Source organism: Novosphingobium sp. BL-S-21 (assembly GCF_055521655.1).
Map to the genome: position 1 here is coordinate 81,941 of NZ_CM145495.1, position 17,237 is coordinate 99,177.

18 protein-coding genes are annotated in these 17,237 nt (G+C 68.1%); 10 read left to right on the plus strand and 8 right to left on the minus strand.

Going from position 1 to position 17,237, the window contains the following annotated elements:
- Nucleotides 1-1,011, plus strand: coding sequence for an L-histidine N(alpha)-methyltransferase (gene egtD, locus ACZ1J6_RS00330; protein WP_431567917.1), 1,011 nt, complete (start codon nt 1-3; stop codon nt 1,009-1,011).
- Between the two features lie 83 nt (nt 1,012-1,094).
- On the opposite strand, the gene ACZ1J6_RS00335 is transcribed toward egtD, so the two are convergent.
- Entirely contained in the window at nt 1,095-2,456 is a 1,362-nt protein-coding gene (locus tag ACZ1J6_RS00335) for an ATP-binding protein (protein ID WP_431567916.1), read from the minus strand.
- Nucleotides 2,456-3,205 (minus strand): response regulator, encoded by a 750-nt coding sequence (locus ACZ1J6_RS00340; RefSeq protein WP_431567915.1) that lies wholly within the window; start codon nt 3,203-3,205, stop codon nt 2,456-2,458. Before ACZ1J6_RS00340 ends, ACZ1J6_RS00335 begins: the two co-directional genes overlap by 1 nt.
- A gap of 213 nt (nt 3,206-3,418) precedes the next feature.
- Here ACZ1J6_RS00340 and ACZ1J6_RS00345 point away from each other — a divergent pair, with 213 nt between their 5' ends.
- The 5 genes from ACZ1J6_RS00345 (at nt 3,419) to ACZ1J6_RS00365 (ending at nt 7,302) form a co-directional block, all read left to right on the plus strand.
- Complete coding sequence (locus ACZ1J6_RS00345) at nt 3,419-4,708, plus strand: glycosyltransferase family 4 protein (protein WP_431567914.1); 1,290 nt, start codon at nt 3,419-3,421, stop codon at nt 4,706-4,708.
- Between the two features lie 84 nt (nt 4,709-4,792).
- The gene (locus ACZ1J6_RS00350) at nt 4,793-5,425 is read left to right on the plus strand and encodes a DedA family protein (RefSeq protein WP_134093699.1); all 633 of its coding nucleotides are present in this window, start codon (nt 4,793-4,795) and stop codon (nt 5,423-5,425) included.
- A 47-nt stretch (nt 5,426-5,472) separates the two neighbouring features.
- The gene (locus ACZ1J6_RS00355; protein ID WP_431567913.1) at nt 5,473-6,252 is read left to right on the plus strand and encodes a hypothetical protein; all 780 of its coding nucleotides are present in this window, start codon (nt 5,473-5,475) and stop codon (nt 6,250-6,252) included.
- A gap of 125 nt (nt 6,253-6,377) precedes the next feature.
- On the plus strand, nt 6,378-6,662 hold the full coding sequence (locus ACZ1J6_RS00360) for a hypothetical protein (protein WP_465127321.1): 285 nt from the start codon (nt 6,378-6,380) through the stop codon (nt 6,660-6,662).
- 58 nt (nt 6,663-6,720) lie between these two features.
- Nucleotides 6,721-7,302: a DedA family protein gene (locus ACZ1J6_RS00365; RefSeq protein WP_431567912.1), complete on the plus strand. Its 582-nt coding sequence runs from the start codon at nt 6,721-6,723 to the stop codon at nt 7,300-7,302.
- Between the two features lie 4 nt (nt 7,303-7,306).
- Here ACZ1J6_RS00365 and ACZ1J6_RS00370 read toward each other — a convergent pair whose 3' ends face one another.
- From ACZ1J6_RS00370 to ACZ1J6_RS00380, 3 genes are all read right to left on the minus strand, one after another.
- A complete protein-coding gene (locus ACZ1J6_RS00370) occupies nt 7,307-9,691 on the minus strand; it encodes an adenosylcobalamin-dependent ribonucleoside-diphosphate reductase (RefSeq protein ID WP_431567911.1) in 2,385 nt (794 codons plus the stop codon).
- 371 nt (nt 9,692-10,062) lie between these two features.
- The gene (locus ACZ1J6_RS00375) at nt 10,063-10,632 is read right to left on the minus strand and encodes a TetR/AcrR family transcriptional regulator (RefSeq protein WP_132267772.1); all 570 of its coding nucleotides are present in this window, start codon (nt 10,630-10,632) and stop codon (nt 10,063-10,065) included.
- Between the two features lie 141 nt (nt 10,633-10,773).
- The gene (locus ACZ1J6_RS00380) at nt 10,774-11,523 is read right to left on the minus strand and encodes a siderophore-interacting protein (protein ID WP_132267773.1); all 750 of its coding nucleotides are present in this window, start codon (nt 11,521-11,523) and stop codon (nt 10,774-10,776) included.
- Between the two features lie 195 nt (nt 11,524-11,718).
- On the opposite strand from ACZ1J6_RS00380, the gene ACZ1J6_RS00385 reads away from it, so the two are divergent.
- From ACZ1J6_RS00385 to ACZ1J6_RS00400, 4 genes are all read left to right on the plus strand, one after another.
- Entirely contained in the window at nt 11,719-12,123 is a 405-nt protein-coding gene (locus ACZ1J6_RS00385) for a DUF1622 domain-containing protein (protein ID WP_431567910.1), read from the plus strand.
- A 26-nt stretch (nt 12,124-12,149) separates the two neighbouring features.
- On the plus strand, nt 12,150-12,545 hold the full coding sequence (locus ACZ1J6_RS00390; protein WP_132267775.1) for a YidH family protein: 396 nt from the start codon (nt 12,150-12,152) through the stop codon (nt 12,543-12,545).
- A 70-nt stretch (nt 12,546-12,615) separates the two neighbouring features.
- Nucleotides 12,616-13,539, plus strand: coding sequence for a bestrophin-like domain (locus ACZ1J6_RS00395; protein WP_465127322.1), 924 nt, complete (start codon nt 12,616-12,618; stop codon nt 13,537-13,539).
- 270 nt (nt 13,540-13,809) lie between these two features.
- Nucleotides 13,810-14,712, plus strand: a complete 903-nt coding sequence (locus ACZ1J6_RS00400) for an outer membrane beta-barrel protein (protein ID WP_431567908.1) — start codon at nt 13,810-13,812, stop codon at nt 14,710-14,712.
- A gap of 102 nt (nt 14,713-14,814) precedes the next feature.
- On the opposite strand, the gene ACZ1J6_RS00405 is transcribed toward ACZ1J6_RS00400, so the two are convergent.
- The 3 genes from ACZ1J6_RS00405 to ACZ1J6_RS00415 all read right to left on the minus strand — a co-directional run bounded on the left by ACZ1J6_RS00405 (nt 14,815) and on the right by ACZ1J6_RS00415 (nt 17,175).
- Nucleotides 14,815-15,408, minus strand: a complete 594-nt coding sequence (locus ACZ1J6_RS00405; protein ID WP_465127323.1) for a hypothetical protein — start codon at nt 15,406-15,408, stop codon at nt 14,815-14,817.
- On the minus strand, nt 15,405-16,235 hold the full coding sequence (locus tag ACZ1J6_RS00410) for a DUF2092 domain-containing protein (protein ID WP_314467498.1): 831 nt from the start codon (nt 16,233-16,235) through the stop codon (nt 15,405-15,407). Before ACZ1J6_RS00410 ends, ACZ1J6_RS00405 begins: the two co-directional genes overlap by 4 nt.
- 121 nt (nt 16,236-16,356) lie before the next feature.
- Nucleotides 16,357-17,175: a hypothetical protein gene (locus ACZ1J6_RS00415; RefSeq protein WP_431567803.1), complete on the minus strand. Its 819-nt coding sequence runs from the start codon at nt 17,173-17,175 to the stop codon at nt 16,357-16,359.
- Nucleotides 17,176-17,237: the final 62 nt, after the last annotated feature.

Here is a 17,237-nt window from a genome sequence, read left to right on the forward strand (position 1 = left end):
ATGTATTTCACGGCCCCCAGGAATGACGAGAATCCGACTGTCCGTCCCCTTGCCAGAGCGCCCGAGGCAGACCCCGCCTTCCGCGCCGACGTGCTGCGCGGTCTTGCGCAAACGCAAAAAGCGGTGCCCGCGCGCTGGTTTTACGACATGCGCGGATCGCAACTGTTCGAAGCGATCACCCAGGTCCCCGAATACTACCCCACCCGCACCGAAACCGCACTGCTCCAGGCCCATTGCCCCGCCGTGTCGGAGCGCATCGGCAGCGATGCCACGGTGGTGGAATTCGGATCGGGCAGCTCGATCAAGACGCGCATCCTGCTGAAATCCATGCCGCGTGCGACATATGTGCCGATCGACATCTGCGGCGAATTCCTGGACGAGGCCTGCGCCGCGCTCCAGGGCCTGTTCCCCGCGCTGCGCATCGTGCCGGTGGAAGCGAACTTCATGAACCCCGTTCACCTGCCGCTGCGGCAGGATGGCGAGGCGCGCAGCATGCTGGGCTTCTTCCCCGGATCGACCATCGGCAACCTCACCCCGGAAGCCGCCGTGGACCTGCTGCGCTCCATGCGCGAGACGCTGGGCACGAATGCCCACCTGCTGATCGGCATCGACCGGGTGAAGGACCCGCAGCGGCTCACCGCCGCCTATGACGATGCGCAGGGGGTGACGGCCCTGTTCAACCTCAACTTGCTCCAGCGCATCAACCGCGAGCTGGGCGGCTCGATCCCGGTCGGGGAATTCCGCCATGTCTCGCGCTGGAATCCGCTGGCCAGCCGTGTCGAGATGCATCTGGAAGCCCGCCGCGCGATCCGCTTCGAGGTGGACGGCCAGCCCTTCCGCATGGAAGGCGGCGAAACCATCCACACCGAGAATTGCCACAAGTACCGCCCCGGGGAAATGCGCGTACTGCTGGCCGCCAGCGGTTGGCGCGAACTGGAGCACTGGACCGACCCGCAAGGCGATTTCTCGCTGATCCTGGCCAAGGCCGACGGAGCCCGTCAGGAACCCTGACGGCCATCATGCAGGACGGACGTGCGCGGTGGTTCTGCGCACGTCTGTCGCTCCTGCGACCCCTTGCGCAATCCTGATCCCTCTCAGCCCCGCCGCGCGCCGCGCGGCGCCGTCGGCACCGGGTGGAAGCGCATGCGGAACACGGTGCCGCGCGGGCGGTTTTCGGCGGCCTCCAGATTGCCGCCGGTCCGCGCCATGAGTTCGCTGGCGATGGCCAGCCCCAGCCCCGACCCGCTCTTGAAGTCGCGCCGCGCCGAGGAGAAGCGCGCGAAGAGTTCGTCACCGGCGGCGACGGGCGGCAGGCCCGGTCCGTCATCGGCCACGCGGATTTCGGCGGCGGGGTCCACGGTCACCACCACATGCGTTCCGGCCGGCGTGTGCTTCATGGCGTTTTCCAGCAGGGAATCGAGCGCACGCGCGGCCAGGTGGTGCGCGGCGAAGACGGGCACGCTTTCAGCGCCGACGATCTCGATCTCCTGCCCGCGGGCGATGAACAGCGGCGCAATTCCCGCCACGCGTTCTTCTGCCAGGGCGCGCAGATCCGTCACTTCGCCGGGGTCGCAGGCCATGGCGTCCACTTCCGCCAGCAGCAGCAGCCGCTCCACCATGGCCTCCAGCGCGTCGATCTGCCGTTGCAGCCGGGGCACCGCCTCGGGCGCACCGTCCTGCTCCACCAACAAGCGCAGGATCGCCAGCGGGGTGCGCAGTTCGTGGGCCGCATCCGCAGCGAAGTCGCGTTCGATGCGGTAGGCTTCCTCGACCCTGTCGAGCGCGGCATTGATCGCCTGGAGCAGCGGCACGACTTCCTCGGGCATGCCCGCCGTGTCCACCCGCTGCTGGAGCTGATAGGGCGAGACTTGCCCCACTTGCCCCGAAGCCCGCTTGAGCGGCGCCAGCGACTGGCGCACGATATAGGCGTCCACCGCCAGCAACCCCACCAGGAACACCGCCAGCAGCACCCCGCCCACCACCGCGATATCGGCGCGCAAGTCGTCGAAGATCACGTCTGGATGGTCGAGGTTCTGCACGATCACCAGCCAGCTGCCCCGCTCGCCCATCAGCGGCATGGAAACGCCGGAATAGATCCGCGGCCCGCGCACTCGCTTGAAATAGGCCGCGCCCGCCCGCATCGGCACTGACAGCGAAGGGTCCGAGCGCAAGTTCTCGATGGCGACGGGCCGCCCCTCGTCCTCGATCCAGAAACTGAAGCTGGAGCCGCCGCCGCGCAGGGCCGAGGCGGTTTCCTCCGAGATCGTCCAGCCGCCCCCCTGCCGGTGGAGCCCGTGCTGCATCTTCAGGGCATATTCGTCCAGGATCTGGCGTTGCAGCCGGTCCCCCGTGCTGTCGATCAGCAGCATCGCGCCCCAGGCCGCCAGGACCGCCGTGACCAGCGTGGCCGCCGCATGGAGCAACAGGATGCGGCGCAGGATCGAATGGGTTGGCATCAGGGCGCCGGATCGGGGGCCGGATGGGTGGCCGGATCGGGGGACGAGACTTCAGGTGCCGCTTCCGGCGCGGCGCGCAGCAGGTAGCCCAGGCCGCGCACCGTCACGATCTCCACCCCCGCCTCCAGCGCCGTCAGCCGCTTGCGCAGCCGGTGCACGCTGACTTCGGCAGCATTGGAGGAGAATTCCTCGCCAAGGCCGAAGAACACGGATTCGATCTGGGTCTTGCGCACCACTTTGTCTCGCTGGCGCATCAGCAGGTCGAGCAACTGAACCTCGCGCGGGGCCAGGACGATGCTGGAAACCTCTCCGTTCCGCCCCACCCGCACCGTCTGCGAGGCCACGTCGTAGCGCAAGCGGCCGCAGGCGATCTCGCTGCCGTTCTCGCCCATGGAGCGGCGCAGCAGCGCGGCCACGCGGGCGATCAGTTCCTCCGCGGCAAATGGCTTGGGCAGGTAATCGTCGGCCCCGGCATTGAGCCCGGCGACCCGGTCGGCAATGGCCGAACGCGCGGTCAGCACCAGCACCGGCAGGTAATGGCCGGCAGCCCGCAGCGAGCGGAGCAGGGCGATGCCGTCCTGGTCGGGCAGGCCAAGGTCGAGAAGCAGCGCGGCGTGGTTGCCCGCCTCCACCAGGATGCGCGCTTCTTCCGCGGTGGCGACGATATCGTTGCCGAAGCCCCCGTCGCGAAGGTGCATGCCGATCAGCTCGGCCAGCTCGGCATTGTCCTCGACGATCAGCAGCCGCATGGCGCGCCTTCGGGGAGCCGCGGGGCGGGAGTGATCGGAGTGCCAGTCATCCCCCCATCTATCGCGGGGATGGAACCGGCGCGCAACAGACATGCGCCCCTGCGCACATCCTCCCACGCACCGGCAGGCTGTAAGGTTGCGGTAAGCCAAGGCGGAATAGCGCGGCGCCGAGCGGCGGGCGGAACGGACCGCGCCGCAAATCGAAACCAGGACATGAAGCCGCAAGTCGAAATCGCGCCCGAAGAACGCCCGTCCCTGCCACGCCCCCTTCCCCCCCGCGCGCCCGCTTCCAGCCGGCGCCCGCGCGTCGCGCTCTTTTCGGGAAACTACAACTACGTCCGCGACGGCGCGAACCAGGCGCTCAACCGGCTGGTCGGCTATCTGGAGCGGCGCGGCTGCACCGTGCGCGTCTATTCGCCGACGGCGCCCGCCCCCGCCTTCGCGCCCGAAGGAACGCTGATATCGGTCCCTTCGGTGAGGATCCCGGGGCGCGGCGACTATCGGCTGGGGCTGGGCCTGCCGCGCCGCATCCGCGCCAATCTGGCCGAGTTCGCGCCGGAGATCGTCCACGTCTCCGCGCCCGACTGGACCGGCACCGCCGCCCAGCGCCTGGCGCGGCAGGCCGGCATCCCGGTCGTCTCCAGCCTGCACACCCGCTTCGAGACTTATGCCGCCTTCTACGGCGCGGGCCTCGTGCGCCCGGCGATGGAGCGGCACCTCGCGCGCTTCTACCGCAATTCGGATCGCATCCTGGTGCCCACCCCCGCCATCGCCGCGGAATTTGCCGAGGCCGGACTAGCCGGTCGCACGCGGCTCTGGGGGCGCGGGGTGGACCGCACGCAGTTCACGCCGCATGCGCGCGACCTAGGCTGGCGCCGCGCGATGGGCGTGGCCGAAGGCGAAGTGGCCGTGCTCCATTTTGGCCGCCTGGTGCGCGAAAAGGGCCTGGCCGCCTTCGTCGCGCTCTGCCGCCGCCTGATCGCGGAGGGCCTGCCGGTCCGCCCGCTGATCGTGGGAGACGGCCCCGAGCGCGCCTGGCTGGAGCAGAAGCTGCCTCAGGCCCGTTTCGCCGGCCACCTCATGGGCGCTGAACTAGGCCGCGCCGTGGCCAGCGCCGACTTGTTCCTCAATCCCAGCACGACCGAGGCTTTCGGCAACGTCACGCTGGAGGCCATGGCCTCGGGCCTGCCCACCGTCTGCGTCGACATGCCGAGCGGGCGCAACCTGCTGGAGGGCGGCTCCGGCCTGCTCTACGCCCCCGGGGACGAGGAGGGCGCTCTGGATGGCTTGCGCCTGCTGGTGAGCGACAGCCGCCGCCGTGCCCGGATGGGCGCTTTCGCGCGCGAGGCGAGCAAGGCCTACGACTGGGACGCCGCCTCGCACCAGGTGCTGGCCTGCTACATGGACGTGCTCGGGCGCAGCCTCTCCCCGGCTGACACTTGCCCCGCCGCCGCCTGCTCTGCCGAACCATGCCCCGCCGAAGCCCTGAGCCGCGCCGCGTGAGCGTAGCGCCGAACTTTGTCTCTGGGGGGCGTTCTCCCCGCGGTTTCGACACGCGCCCTGATCCGGGCGGGGCCTGACCCTGCCATGGAAGGCATGATCGCCCAGGCCAGCGCCTTCGTATCGACCCACGGCATCTGGGCCGGGCCGGTGGTGGGTGTGCTCTGCTTCGGGGAGTCGCTGGCCATCGTCGGCCTGTTCGTGCCGGCCACCGCCGTCATGCTGGCGATCGGCGGCCTCATCGGCGCCGACGCGCTGGAAGCCTGGCCGATCTTCCTCTGGGCAGTGGCAGGATCGATCCTCGGGGACTGGGTCTCCTACGCCTTCGGCAACCGCATCGGCCCGCGCGTCTATCGCCGCTGGCCGCTGAACCGCCACCGTCCGGCCGTGGCGCGCACCCGGCTGTTCTTCCGCAAATACGGCTTCGCGGCGATCTTCATGGGCCGCTTCCTCGGCCCGATCCGCGCGACGGTGCCGCTGGTGGCCGGCGTTCTGGCCATGCCCCGGCGGCCTTTCCAGATCGCCAACGTCGCTTCGGCCTGCCTCTGGGTGCCGCTGATGTTCGCCCCCGGCTACCTCGCCGCCGGACCGCTGGGCGCGGCGCTGGCGATCGACGAGGGCAAGCTGCTGCTGGGCGGACTGGCCCTGGCGGCCACGGCAATGGGGCTGACCTTGCTCGGATCGCGGCTGCTGGGACGGCGGCGGCGGCGCAAGGCGTGACAATTCGGCATGAGACCAATGGACGGGGTGATGGAATGGACAGGACGATGACCGCAGCGGTTTCCCGCGAGACTGCAATTCTCGCCGCCGCGGCCGCCACGGCGCTGGCCGCGCTGCTGGCGGGCTGCAGTGCGCCGAAAGTGGCCGAAGTGCCGCCGCCCCCGCCGCCGCCCGTGGTGGTGGTGCCGCCGCGCCCGATGCCGCCGATGGGCGCCTCTCCCAGCATGGCCATTCCCGCCCGCGCCGCCGACGGCGCGCGCCATACCGTCAACAGCGCGCTCTCCCCCGCGCAGGCGATCTGGAACTTGCGCTCCGCCTACAACGTGGCGGCGCTCAACTGCACCGGGGCCGATGGTGCGCCGATCCTGGCGGGGTACAGCGAGTTCCAGAAGAAGTACGCCAAGTCCCTGGCGGCCACCAACAAGACGCTCGACAAGGAATTTCGCGCCCGCTTCGGCGCCAAGGCCATTCGCGAACGCGAGGCCTACCAGACGCAGGTCTACAACTTCTTCGCGCTGCCACCGGTAGTGCCCTCGCTTTGCCGCGCCGCGCTGGAGCTGACGGGTTCGCTTCAAGCCGTGACCCCGGCCCAGCTCGAAGGCTTCGCGCCCTCGGCCCTGGCCAGTGCCGAGGCCCCGTTCCGCGCCTTCTTCGACAGCTATGAGCAATACCGCAGCGATCTGGCCGCCTGGGAAGCGCAATATGGCGCCGCCCGCGCCGAAGGCATCGAGAGCGCCGACGGTAGCCAGGCGGCAACGGAATCCGCAGACAGGCCTGGCCCGGCAAGTGTTGCCCTAATGAAAATACCTGTGAAAAACACCCTGTAAGGATGCCGTAAGCGCGGCTAGATTAGGCCTGCGTGGTCGATCCCGTGCAAAGCGCCGGGAACGCCCGCGGGGGCACACTAGGACGAAACGGCGTGGTAGATCACGAGCTTATTTCAACGGCATGCGTGCCGGCAACCGAAGGCTATTACCTCTCCACCGAGACCCGCAAGGGCCGTGAGCGCACGGATTCGGCCGAGATGGACCAGGTCCTGGCCTGGCGGATCGACACCTTTAAGGTGAAGGGCGATACGGTGCCGATGTCCACGATCACGCCGATCACCATCAACGGCAGCATGGATACGGTGGAATTCGCCATGTTTCGTCCGGACGGCGTGGTCGAATATCCCGACGGCGCCTCCATCGCCGTCGGCGCGGGTGCACGCCTGCGGGTGGTGGAAGACAAGCTCTGACCGGCACGCCCCCGATGGACCCCGCCCCGGCGCGCGTCCGGTTGGGCGCATACCCGCAATGTCCATAGCGGCGCTGATCGCCCGGTTCGGCCTTCCCGCCGTGGCGCTGGGCGCGGCGGTGGAAGGCGAGACGGTGGTCATGTCCGGCGGTCTCATCGCGCACCAGGGCCTGATGCCGCTTTCGGGCGTCATGGCCGCCGCCGCCATCGGCTCTTTCGTGGCGGACCAGTTCTTCTTCCTGCTCGGCCGCCGCTTCCGCATGCACAGGCTGGTGCGCAAAGTCACCGAACGGAAGGCATTCGCCCGCGTGCTCAAGCTGCTGGAGCGCTATCCCACCGGCTTCATCCTGGCTTTCCGCTTCCTCTACGGCTTGCGCACGATCAGCCCCATCGCCATCGGCACCTCGAACATCCCTGCCCGCCGCTTCGTGGCGCTCAACGCGCTGGCGGCGGCGGTATGGGGCGTGGTGATCGCCGGGATCGGCTACAGCTTCGGGCAGGTCGTGGAGCTGGCTTTCGGCCACCTCCGGCGCTTCGGCCACGTCGCGCTCGCTGTCTTCGCGCTCGTGGCCGTCGCTACCGCGCTGACCCTGCTGTTCCGGCGCCGGCTCAGCCGGGCCATCGATACGGACGAGACCTAGGGCCTCACCCGCATTTGCTGAAGCCGCATTGCGGGCAGGTGAGGCAGCCTTCCATCATGATCGCGGAGTGCTCGCCGCAATTCGGGCAGGTCTCTCCGGCAACCCCCGTGTCGTTCGTCGCCGCAGGCGCCCCGACCGGGCCTTCCGCATGTTCGCGCAGGATGCGGCCGATCAGCGCGATCAGGCTGGGGGCGTAGCGCCCCTTTGTATCGTGCTCCAGAGCCACGAAAGCCCCGCCCTTGGCCGAATGGACGCGCTCCAGTTCCTCGAAGATGAACACCGCGTCGCCCCGGCGGCAGACCGCCGAGAGGGTGCGGGTGAGCGCCGCCATCGTCTCGAAATTCTCGGCCGAACTGGTGTTGATGAAGATTTCGAAGGGAATGCGGCGGCCGTCCGGCGCGAGGTAATCGTTGATGGTGAGGTAGTAGTTCTCACCATCGACCGGCCACTTGATCTTGATCGTGCGGCCCTGAAGCATTTCCGGGCGCTTGGGCACCGGCGCCTCGCTGGGGAAAGTCGGCGCCGGCGCTGCAGGCTTGGCCGTTTCCCCGGCCGTTTCCTTCACCTGTTCCGCCACCGGCTCTGACAGCACGGAACCGCGCACGCCGCTGGGCCGGTATGTAGTGCAGCCCTTCATGCCGGTCTCCCAGGCCTTCAGGTAGACCGCGCGGAACGCCGCGTAGGGCATGTCCGCCGGGCAGTTGATCGTCTTGGAGATCGCCGCGTCCACCCATTTCTGAGCGGCGGCGGCCACGGCGATATGATCCTCCACCGAGAGTTCCAGCGCGGTCACCATGTAGGGCGGCAGCGGCGCGGCCGGATCGAAGCCCGGCAGGCGGCTGTAGAGGTACCAGCCGTAGTCCTCGACAGTGAAGCTTTCCGTGCGCTGCTCGGTGGCGGTCTGCTCCACCACGACGGCGCGGTTGTAGCGCCAGGAGAAGCTCGGCTCGATGCCGGAGCTGACATTGCCGTAGAAGATGCTGGTGGTGCCGGTGGGCGCGATGGTGAGCAGCACGCCGTTGCGGATCCCGTGGCTGGCCACGTCGGCGCGGATGTCCGCGGGGAGCTTGTCCAGCATCGGCGCACGGGCGAACTGGTCCCGGTCATAGGCGGGGAACGGCCCGCGCTCCTTCGCCAGCGCGATCGAGGCGCGATAGGCTTCTGCCGCCATCGCCGCGCAGACTTCCTCCACCATCGGCACGGCAGCCTCGCCATAGCGCAGGCCCAGCTGCTGAAGCAGATTGCCCAGGCCGGTGAAGCCCAGCCCGATGCGGCGCTTGGCCTGCGCCTCCAGCCGCTGGTCCTCGGTGGGGAAGGGCGAGGTTTCCAGCACGTTATCGAGGAAGCGCACGCCGATCCGCACGGTTCTGGCCAGCCGCTCCCAATCCACCCGCGCAGCGGCAGTGAAGGGATCGAGCACCATGTTGGCCAGGTTGACGTGGCCCAGATCGCAATCGCCGTTGGGCGGCAGGGGCTGCTCGCCGCAAGGGTTGGTGGCCGAGATCGTCTCGCAGTAGGAAAGGTTGTTGAGCCGGTTCACCCGGTCCACGAAGACGACTCCCGGCTCGGCATATTCGTAAGTCGTGCGGGTGATGAGGTCGAAAAGTTCCGCCGCGCGCATGCGGCGATAGACGTACCACGGCTTACCGTCGCGCTCGGTGACGGCGACATGGCTGCCGTCCGCGCGGGGCACGGAGAAGCCCAGGTCCCAGTCCGCATCGGCTTCCAGCGCGGCCATGAAATCGTCAGTGATCGCCACCGAGACGTTGAAGTTCTTCAGCACGTCCTTGCGCGTCTTCGCCTCCACGAAGGCGATCACGTCCGGATGCCAGACCGGCAGCATGGCCATCATCGCGCCGCGCCGCGATCCGCTGCTGCGGATCGTCACGCACATGCCGTCCCACATGACCATGAACGGGATCACGCCCGAGGAGACCGAGGCCGTGCGGCCCACCACCGCGCCGTCGGGGCGGATCGTGCCGAAGTCCATGCCGATGCCGCCACCCTGCTGCTGCGTGAAGGCGGCCACTTTCAAGGCGTCCATTATGCCCACGCCCGGCAGGTCCGGCTCGGTATCCATCGAATCCTGGATGATCGGACTGACGAAGCAGTTGATCCAGGTCACCCGCTTGCCGGTGCCCGCGCCCGCGAAGATGCGGCCACCGGGCACCCAGTCGCGCGCCTCCAGCGCCGCCAGCGCCTCGGCCGCATGGGCGGCATCGTCCCGGGCATAGACGCCCGCCACCACGCGCCGGAAGGTGTCGGACGGGCTCTGCTCATCGGCGTGCCGGTACTTCTCCTTCCAGACGTGCAGGGTGACGGGCTGGTCGAGGGGGCCGGAGGAAGTCAGGCCTGAAGCACTGGGAGCGGACGAGGTCGGGGCGGGCATGGCGGTTCCTTGTCGTGATCTGTCGGCCAGAAATCGGTCCGGGCAGATCGGGTGGATGGGCGGCGGGCACGCCTGCAGGCGCGCCGAAGCCTCGGCCGTCACCAGGGTAACGGCCGCGGAGCGGTTTTGGTTGTCGGTATCGAGAGCTTGCGCGTCAGGCGCCGGGCGGAGCGCGCTCGCAGGTCTGCGGAGACCTGGGCGACGTTCGCGCCTTGGGGACGCGTCTCATCGGGGCGCGAAGCGGCGCCTGGGCAGCGATCATGGCGGCAATCTCCGCCGCACCCGGCCATCCGGACACGACGGGATTCAGGATACCGGGCGGTTTCCCGATTACAACCCTTGCGGGAAACTTTCGTGGTGGAGCAGGGGCCTTAGCCGGGAAGCAGGGGCGGCAGCGCCAGCCGCACGAGGTCTCCGGCGCGGGGTGCGGACACGAAGGTCAGGGCCGGGGCGAAGGCGATCTCGAACAGCAGCGCGCCAAGCTGCTCGGGCGCGGCCCGGCACCCCGGGAAACGGCCGAGCAGATAGCTGCCGAGCTTGCGCCACTGCCCGCGCACGATCTCTTCCTGTCGGCGCAGCGAGTCCTTGCCCTGGGCCACGCGGGCATGTTCCAGAATGGTCAGCGACCATCCCCCGAACCGCGAGCGCTCATCGGCCCAATCTGCCAGAATGGTCACGATTTCCGCCGTTTCCTCGGCCTTTTCCAGCCGTGCCAGCAATTCCCGGAGGTTCTCCTCGCTTTCCGATTCCAGCACGGCCAGGAAGATCGCTTCCTTGCCCTCGAAATTGGAATAGACCGCGCCCTTGCTGTAGCCCGCCGCTTCGGCGATGCGGTCTACCGAGGTCACGGCATAGCCGTCGCGCCGGAACAGCTCGCGCGCCGATTTCAGCAGCCGCAGGCGCGTGAGCGCCTGGCTTTCACTCCGCGTCAGCCGCGTCATATGCCCACTTCTCCTGTCGGTCCGCCTCGTTCGGACGGCCTGGCGTTTCTTGCCGAAGCGGGCCGTCTGCGCGGCCCGCTTCGGGATACTAATCGGTATTCAAAGAGGCGCCGCGCCTTGCCCGCAGCGGCGCCCCGGGGATCAACTTTCGAACTTCTCCGTCGTGTCCGCCGCACCCTTCACCCAGTAACCGCTGGCCTTGAGCCACTGCGGCACATGGCCCAGTTCCTCCAGCACATAAGTGCGCAGCGCCCGCGTCACGGCGCCTTCCGCGGCGATCCAGATGAAACCGTCGCCCGCGGGCGGCACGAACTGGCGCAGGGCTTCCAGCAGCGGTTCGGCATCGATGGCCTGCGCGGCCGGGCGGTGCACCCAGATGGCCTCGTGCTGCGCGGCGGTTGCGAATACCTGCTCTTCTTCCGCCCCTGTCACGGCGACCAGGCTGGTGACGGGGGTTCCGGGCGCGAGTTCCTCGATCCGGCGGCCGATGGCGGGCAATGCGGTCTCGTCTCCCACCAGCAGCCACCAGTCGAAGTCCTGCGGCACCACCAGCGAACCGCGCGGACCGCCGATGCGCGCCTCGTCGCCCACTTTCGCGCCCGAAGCCCAGGCGGTGACCGGCCCTGCCTCGTGAATCGCGAAGTCTACGATCAACGCATTGTTTTCCGCGTCGTAGCGGCGCGGCGTGTAGTCGCGCATGGCGGTTTCGCCGTTTTCTCCTTCGGGCACGAAGACCTTGATATGATCGTCAGGCGCGAGGCTGGTGAAACCGGCCAGCTCGTCCCCGCTCAGGGTAAGCCGCAACATGTTCGGCGTGACGTTCTCGACCCGGCTGACCACGAGCGTGCGGCGGTGCAGTTCGTGGCGGACGCGGTTGATCTGGTGCTTCATGGGCTCTCCTGCGAGCGGTTGGCGCGAATGGGCGCGCTCCCTTCCCGCCTTTCAGATACTCACTGGTATCCCTGTTCGCAAGGGCCCACGGCCCTCGCTTCGGGGAGCCGCCGCCGCTTTTGCCGGGGATTCTCCCGATGGGCAAAGGCCGCCCGAACGGAACATCCTCCCAGGGTCCGAAGAAGGGGCCTGTCGATGGAAGACATTCTGCATAGCATAGCCGAATACCTGGCGCTGGGGGTGAACCTGCTGGCGATGCTGGCCATTGCCATCGGTTCGATCCAGGGCGCCATCGGCCTGTCGCGCCTGCTGCTGTTCAACGGTTCCGAAGAGGAACTGGGCCCGGTCTGGCTTTCGCTCGGGCGCTGGCTGGTGGCCGGGCTGACGTTCCAGCTTGCCGCAGACATCGTGGAAACCACGATCGCACCCAACTGGGACGCCATCGGCAAGCTGGCCGCCATCGCCGTCCTCAGGACGCTGCTGAACTATTTCCTGGACCGCGACATGGATGCGCTCCGCGAGCGGGCCGAGCGCCGGGCCGAGGCGATGCGGGACGCTGCCGAGGCGCGTGCCGCGACAATGGGAACCGCCGCCCCCTGATCGGGTCCTACACGGGAGATGCCTTGATGGCCACGACGCAACCTGCCCAGGGAGAAACGCCCGAACTACCGGGCGACCTGGGCGCAATCCGCACGATCCTGGCGGCAGACCGCACGCTGATGGCGTGGATCCGCACTTCGCTGTCGATGCTCAGCTTCGGCTTCACGATCTACAAATTTCTCCAGAGTCTGGCGGACAACGCCCAGATCACCCGTACCGACAGCCCGCAGCATGTCGGCATGTTCCTGGCGGCGGCGGGTACCGGCGCGATGCTGCTGGGCACGGCCAGCTACTGGATCACCCTGCGCGACGTCGCCCGCGTCGAGCCTTTCAAGCTCGGCCGCTCCGTGCTGCTGGTGGCTTTCGTGATGTCCGTGGCAGGCCTGTTCCTTTTCACCGCCATCGCCACGCGACTGGTGTGAGCACCGGCCCGATTTCCCGCCCCGCTGCCCCATCGCTTGCCGCCCCATCTCTCGCCCAACGGAGCCTGTCATGATGCCCATAACCAGTCCGCTTGCCTCGGTCCCCATCGTCATCCTGGGGCTCGTGCTCCTTGCCGTGGTGGTCGGCCTGACATGGCTGGGCATGAGGCTGGGAACCCGGATCGAAGGGGCGCGCCGCTCTACCACGGTCAGTGCCGATCCCCGCATGCCGGGTGCGGCCACCACCTCCGCGAAAGCCGGGGCCGACGATCCGGGCGACGATGTGAACAGCGCGATCGTACCGGCCGTGCTGGGCCTGCTGGCCCTGCTGCTGGGCTTCACCTTCGCTCTGGCGGTGGACCGTTTCGAAACGCGCAGGGGCCTGGTGCTGGAAGAAGCCAACGCCATCGGCACGGCCTATCTCCAGACGCAGATCCTGCCCGACCCGCACCGTGCCCGCCTGAGCGCGCTGCTGACCCGCTATACCGATAACCGCATAGCCCTGGCCGGAGACCCGACGCCGGAGCAGCTGCGCAACGAGCTGGCGGAGAACAACCGCATCGTCAACGACATCTGGTCCGCCACCCTGGCCGGGTTCGACAGCATCCGCCAGTACGATATGTCCAGCACTTTCGTGTCCTCGATCAACGCGGTGATAGACCTCGATACTTCGCGCAAGACCGGTCGCATGGCTCATGTGCCGGAGGAAGTGTTCTGGGTGCTGATCGTCTACGTGCTGATCGCCGCCTTCATCATCGGCTACATCATCCGCACCCGCGCGAGCTTCTACTTGTCCTGCGTGATGAACCTGCTGGTGGTCATGTCACTCATGCTGATCATGGACATCGACCGGCCGGCATCGGGCGGCATCCGGGAATCGCAGTTCCCCATGCTGCTGCTCAGCCAGTCCATGCGCGGCGAAGCCCGCGCCGATTTCGACCGCTGGCGGACCGTGCCGGGGGTGCTGCCGGCCACGCAGCCTGCGCCGCAGTAGATGCCGTGCCGGGCGCTCTCGACTTCCCCGGCGCCTGCCCCGGCCGGAACCGCGTCTCCTTGGGTGCAGGAGTAGGGGTTTCCCTGATGCCTGCCTCGGGATTGGCCCGGATACGCGGGACTCGGCGGCGCCCATATCCTTGCAGGCATATCCTTCGGGAAAACCACGAATTGAGAGCCCGTCACCCGGGTTCTCCCCGCCTTTTCGAAGACCTCATTCACTTTGGGCCGCCTGCCATCGATACCAGGCCGCCTCTGACAGGAGCAGACCATGGAAGCCCAGATTTCCGACGTGGTTCCGACACTCCGCCGAGGTTCCGGACAAAGCGCGCCTGAGCGGATGCGGCCCGCCCGCAACAGACGGCGGATCGCCCTGCTGGCATCGGCCTGTGCCGCACTGGGGCTCCACGCCCCCGCCTCGGCCCAGACGCTGGACAACAAGTACTGGGTCAGCGCCATGGCGTTCTTCCCCAAAGTCGATACCGACGTGCGCGTGGCCACCAAGACCCAGGCGGACATCGGCACGGACATCGATTTCGAAAAGGACTTGGCGCTCGACAAGGACGAGATCCTGCCCTCCTTCACGGCCGGTGCACGCTTCGGCCGGGTGGTCGTGGGCGCTGACTTCTACAAGCTCAACCGCAATGGCCAGATCGGCCTGGCGCGCGACATCTCGTTCGACGGCGTCGTCTATCCCGCCACTGCCCAGGTGCGCAGCGGCTTCGACAGCGAGATCTACCGCCTCACCGTGGGCTATGCCTTCGTGCAGAACTCCACGGTGGAACTGGGCGCCGCGATCGGCGCGCACGTCACCCGGTTCGAGATGTCGCTCAGCGGCGTGGGCACCGTGGGCGGCGTGACCGGCCAGAGCGAAGTCCGCCGCCGCAACGTGCTGGCACCGCTCCCCACGATCGGCGCCTTCGTGACGTACAAGGTCGCCCCGCGGGTGGAGCTGAACGGCCGGTTCGACTGGCTTTCGCTCAAGATCGACGATTACGACGGCCGCCTGCTCAACGCCCAGGTCGGCGCCAACTACGCGGTGGCGAAGAACCTCCAGCTGGGGGTGGCCTATCGCTATGTCGACTACCGCCTGGGGATCGACAAGGAGCGCTGGGACGGCCGCGTGCGCTACAAGCTCTATGGCCCGGCGGTGCTGCTCCAGGCCTCGTTCTGATCGCATTGCCGGTAACGAGAAAGGCGGCGGACCGGATCGGTCCGCCGCCTTTCCCTTGCGTCCAGCGTCTGCGCGCCGACGAGCGCCGGCGCGCCGGTCCCCTCAGCGCGGAGGATTGACCACGACGTACTGGACGGACGATCCCGAATACTGCGGCTGATACCAGGTGCTGCCGCATTGGGAGTAGCTGACGCCGTTGACGATCGTCGTGGTGCAGCTGGGCGGCACGCTGCGGACGATGGAGCCGACCACCGCCGCGGTCGTGGCGGCAACCGCCATCGTCGCCACCGGGTGCCAGTGATCGTCCCAATCGTCCCAGTCGTCGTGATAACCACCGTGATAGTCGCCATGGACGTTGACGTCGACATTGCGGTTCACGTTGCGATTGACGTTCCGGTTCACGTTGCGATCGGCGCTGTGGTTGATGTTGGTGGAGGCCCCGCCGCGCACCGGCGGACGGCCGCCGGAGCGGGGCGCGGCGGCACGCGCTCCGCCGCCGCCACCGGCAGGCCGCGCGTGGGCACCGCCGCCTGCGGGACGGCGCTGGCCGCCACCCGGCGCAAGCTGCGCCTCACTTCCCGACACGGCCGATGCCGGCAGCATGTCCGGCCCTGCCAGCGACGCGGCCGAGACCCCGTCCAGCCCCAATGCGAGTCCGGCCACGAGCGCCAGAGGCGCGGAGACGATCAGGCTCACTGCCCTTCTCCCTTGGTTGCGGCGGCATTGACGTCCGCCATGGTGATACGATGTGCGTTCGCTGGCGGGGTGAAGGCCAGGTCGGCCGTGCCCGGCGTCACTTGCGTGTCCCAGTGCAATACGGCGACATATTGCGGCATGGCGGGATCGTCCTTGTTGGTGATGACCAGCTTGCAGGGCAGCGGCCGGGCGCCGTCCTCGATCCAGATCTGCCAGTCCACTTTCTCCTGGCGGAAGGCATAGTGCATGCACTTGCGGTCATCGATCGTCTCCGGCCGCACGACCATGGCCTCCTTCACGCGCGAACGCAGGGTCTGGTCGGTGCCCCAGGTGAAGAAGTCGGCCAGGGGCAGCTCGATGCCGTAGTCGCGCTTGGCCTTGTCGATGGTCAGGCCGATCGAGGAGGCCGCCGGGAAGTCCGCGTAGAAGCCCACGCGCGGGGCGAAGATCGTGAAGGTCTTGCCGTCGTAGTACATCTCGCGAAGCTGGGTGTCAGAATCCGTGACGATCTTGAAGGCATTGGGCCGCTTCGCCAGGATGTTCACCTTGCCGCCGAACTGGATCTTCTGGCCGGTGACCAGAACCTGCTCGGTGGTGGCGTCCGCCGTGACGCGGAAGCTGCCGAGAGTCAGCAGGAAGGCGCTCATGCGGTCCATGGCCTGCATGGCGGCGGGGTCGATGGGGCTGGAGGCGGCATCCGCGGAAGCGGCCTGCGCCCGGGCGGAAGGCGCCACCGGCCCGCATAGCGCCCCTATCCCCGCCAATGCCATCGCGGTCGCCATGAGCGCCGCCTTCCGTGTCGGGCCGATTGAGCCGGAACGTGCCATATAGTCTCTCCTCTAAGGTCGCCCGACGGGCGGCTATGACTATCTGCCCGCGAAGCCAGCCGCCCCATCGGGATTAATGCCGAGTTCGCGCAGGATTGATCCGCCTGTCCGGGAAACCGCCTTATTCGGGGAACAGCAGGGTCATCACGAAGCGGGCGCCCCACTCCGGGCCGAAGCGGGGTCGCTCGGCATAGTAGCGCGCGCCCACGCCCAGGCTGACCGGCTGCTTGCCGAACTTCACCACATGGCTGACCGAAAGGTTCACCGGAACCGTCCAGTCCTTGGACTTCCAGTCGTAGCTCGTCTCGGTGTTGAGGGCGAAGCTGGTGGAATCGGGCAGGGTCTTGGTGATGAAAGGCTGGAGGAAGGTCTGGCTGATCCCCGGCGCGGAAGACTTGCCGGCGAATGACCAGAGGTGATTGGCCAGGAAGCCGAACGTCAGCCCCCCGCCCTGCTTCAACAGCACTGCGGTCGGCCCGGCGCCGAACTTGTCCGACCCGAAAGTGGCATTGCCGGTGGGCCAGAGAATGGCCGGGCCGACGCCCCAGACCACGCCGTTTTTCGCCGCCTTGGGCGAAAGGAAGAAGCTCTGCAGGGTATCGCCGAGGCCGGTGTCGCCCTTGCCGCCGCGTACGGTGGTCTCCTGGCTGATGACCGGCAGGATCGTGCGGGTGATGAGGTTCCAGTCCTTCGTGATGCCCAGCGGGATCACCGGCTGGATGTTCAGGGTATAGCGGTCCCCGTCCGCCGGGCCGTAGCAGCAGTCGTAATTGGACTGGAGCGGCACCGAGATCAGGCTGGAGATCGGGTTCGCCAGCTTGTCCGCCAGCGCCTGCCCTTCGGAAGCGGCACCGGCCGAAGCGGCATCCTGCTCCTGCGCGCGAGCGGCAGCGCAAGTTCCCGCCAGCAACAGGGCAGCGAGTGTCGCGGCGAATCTCATCTGGTCGTTCTCCCTCGATGGACCGGCCCGCCCGGTCAGGGCCCAATACGGGCCAGCACCGG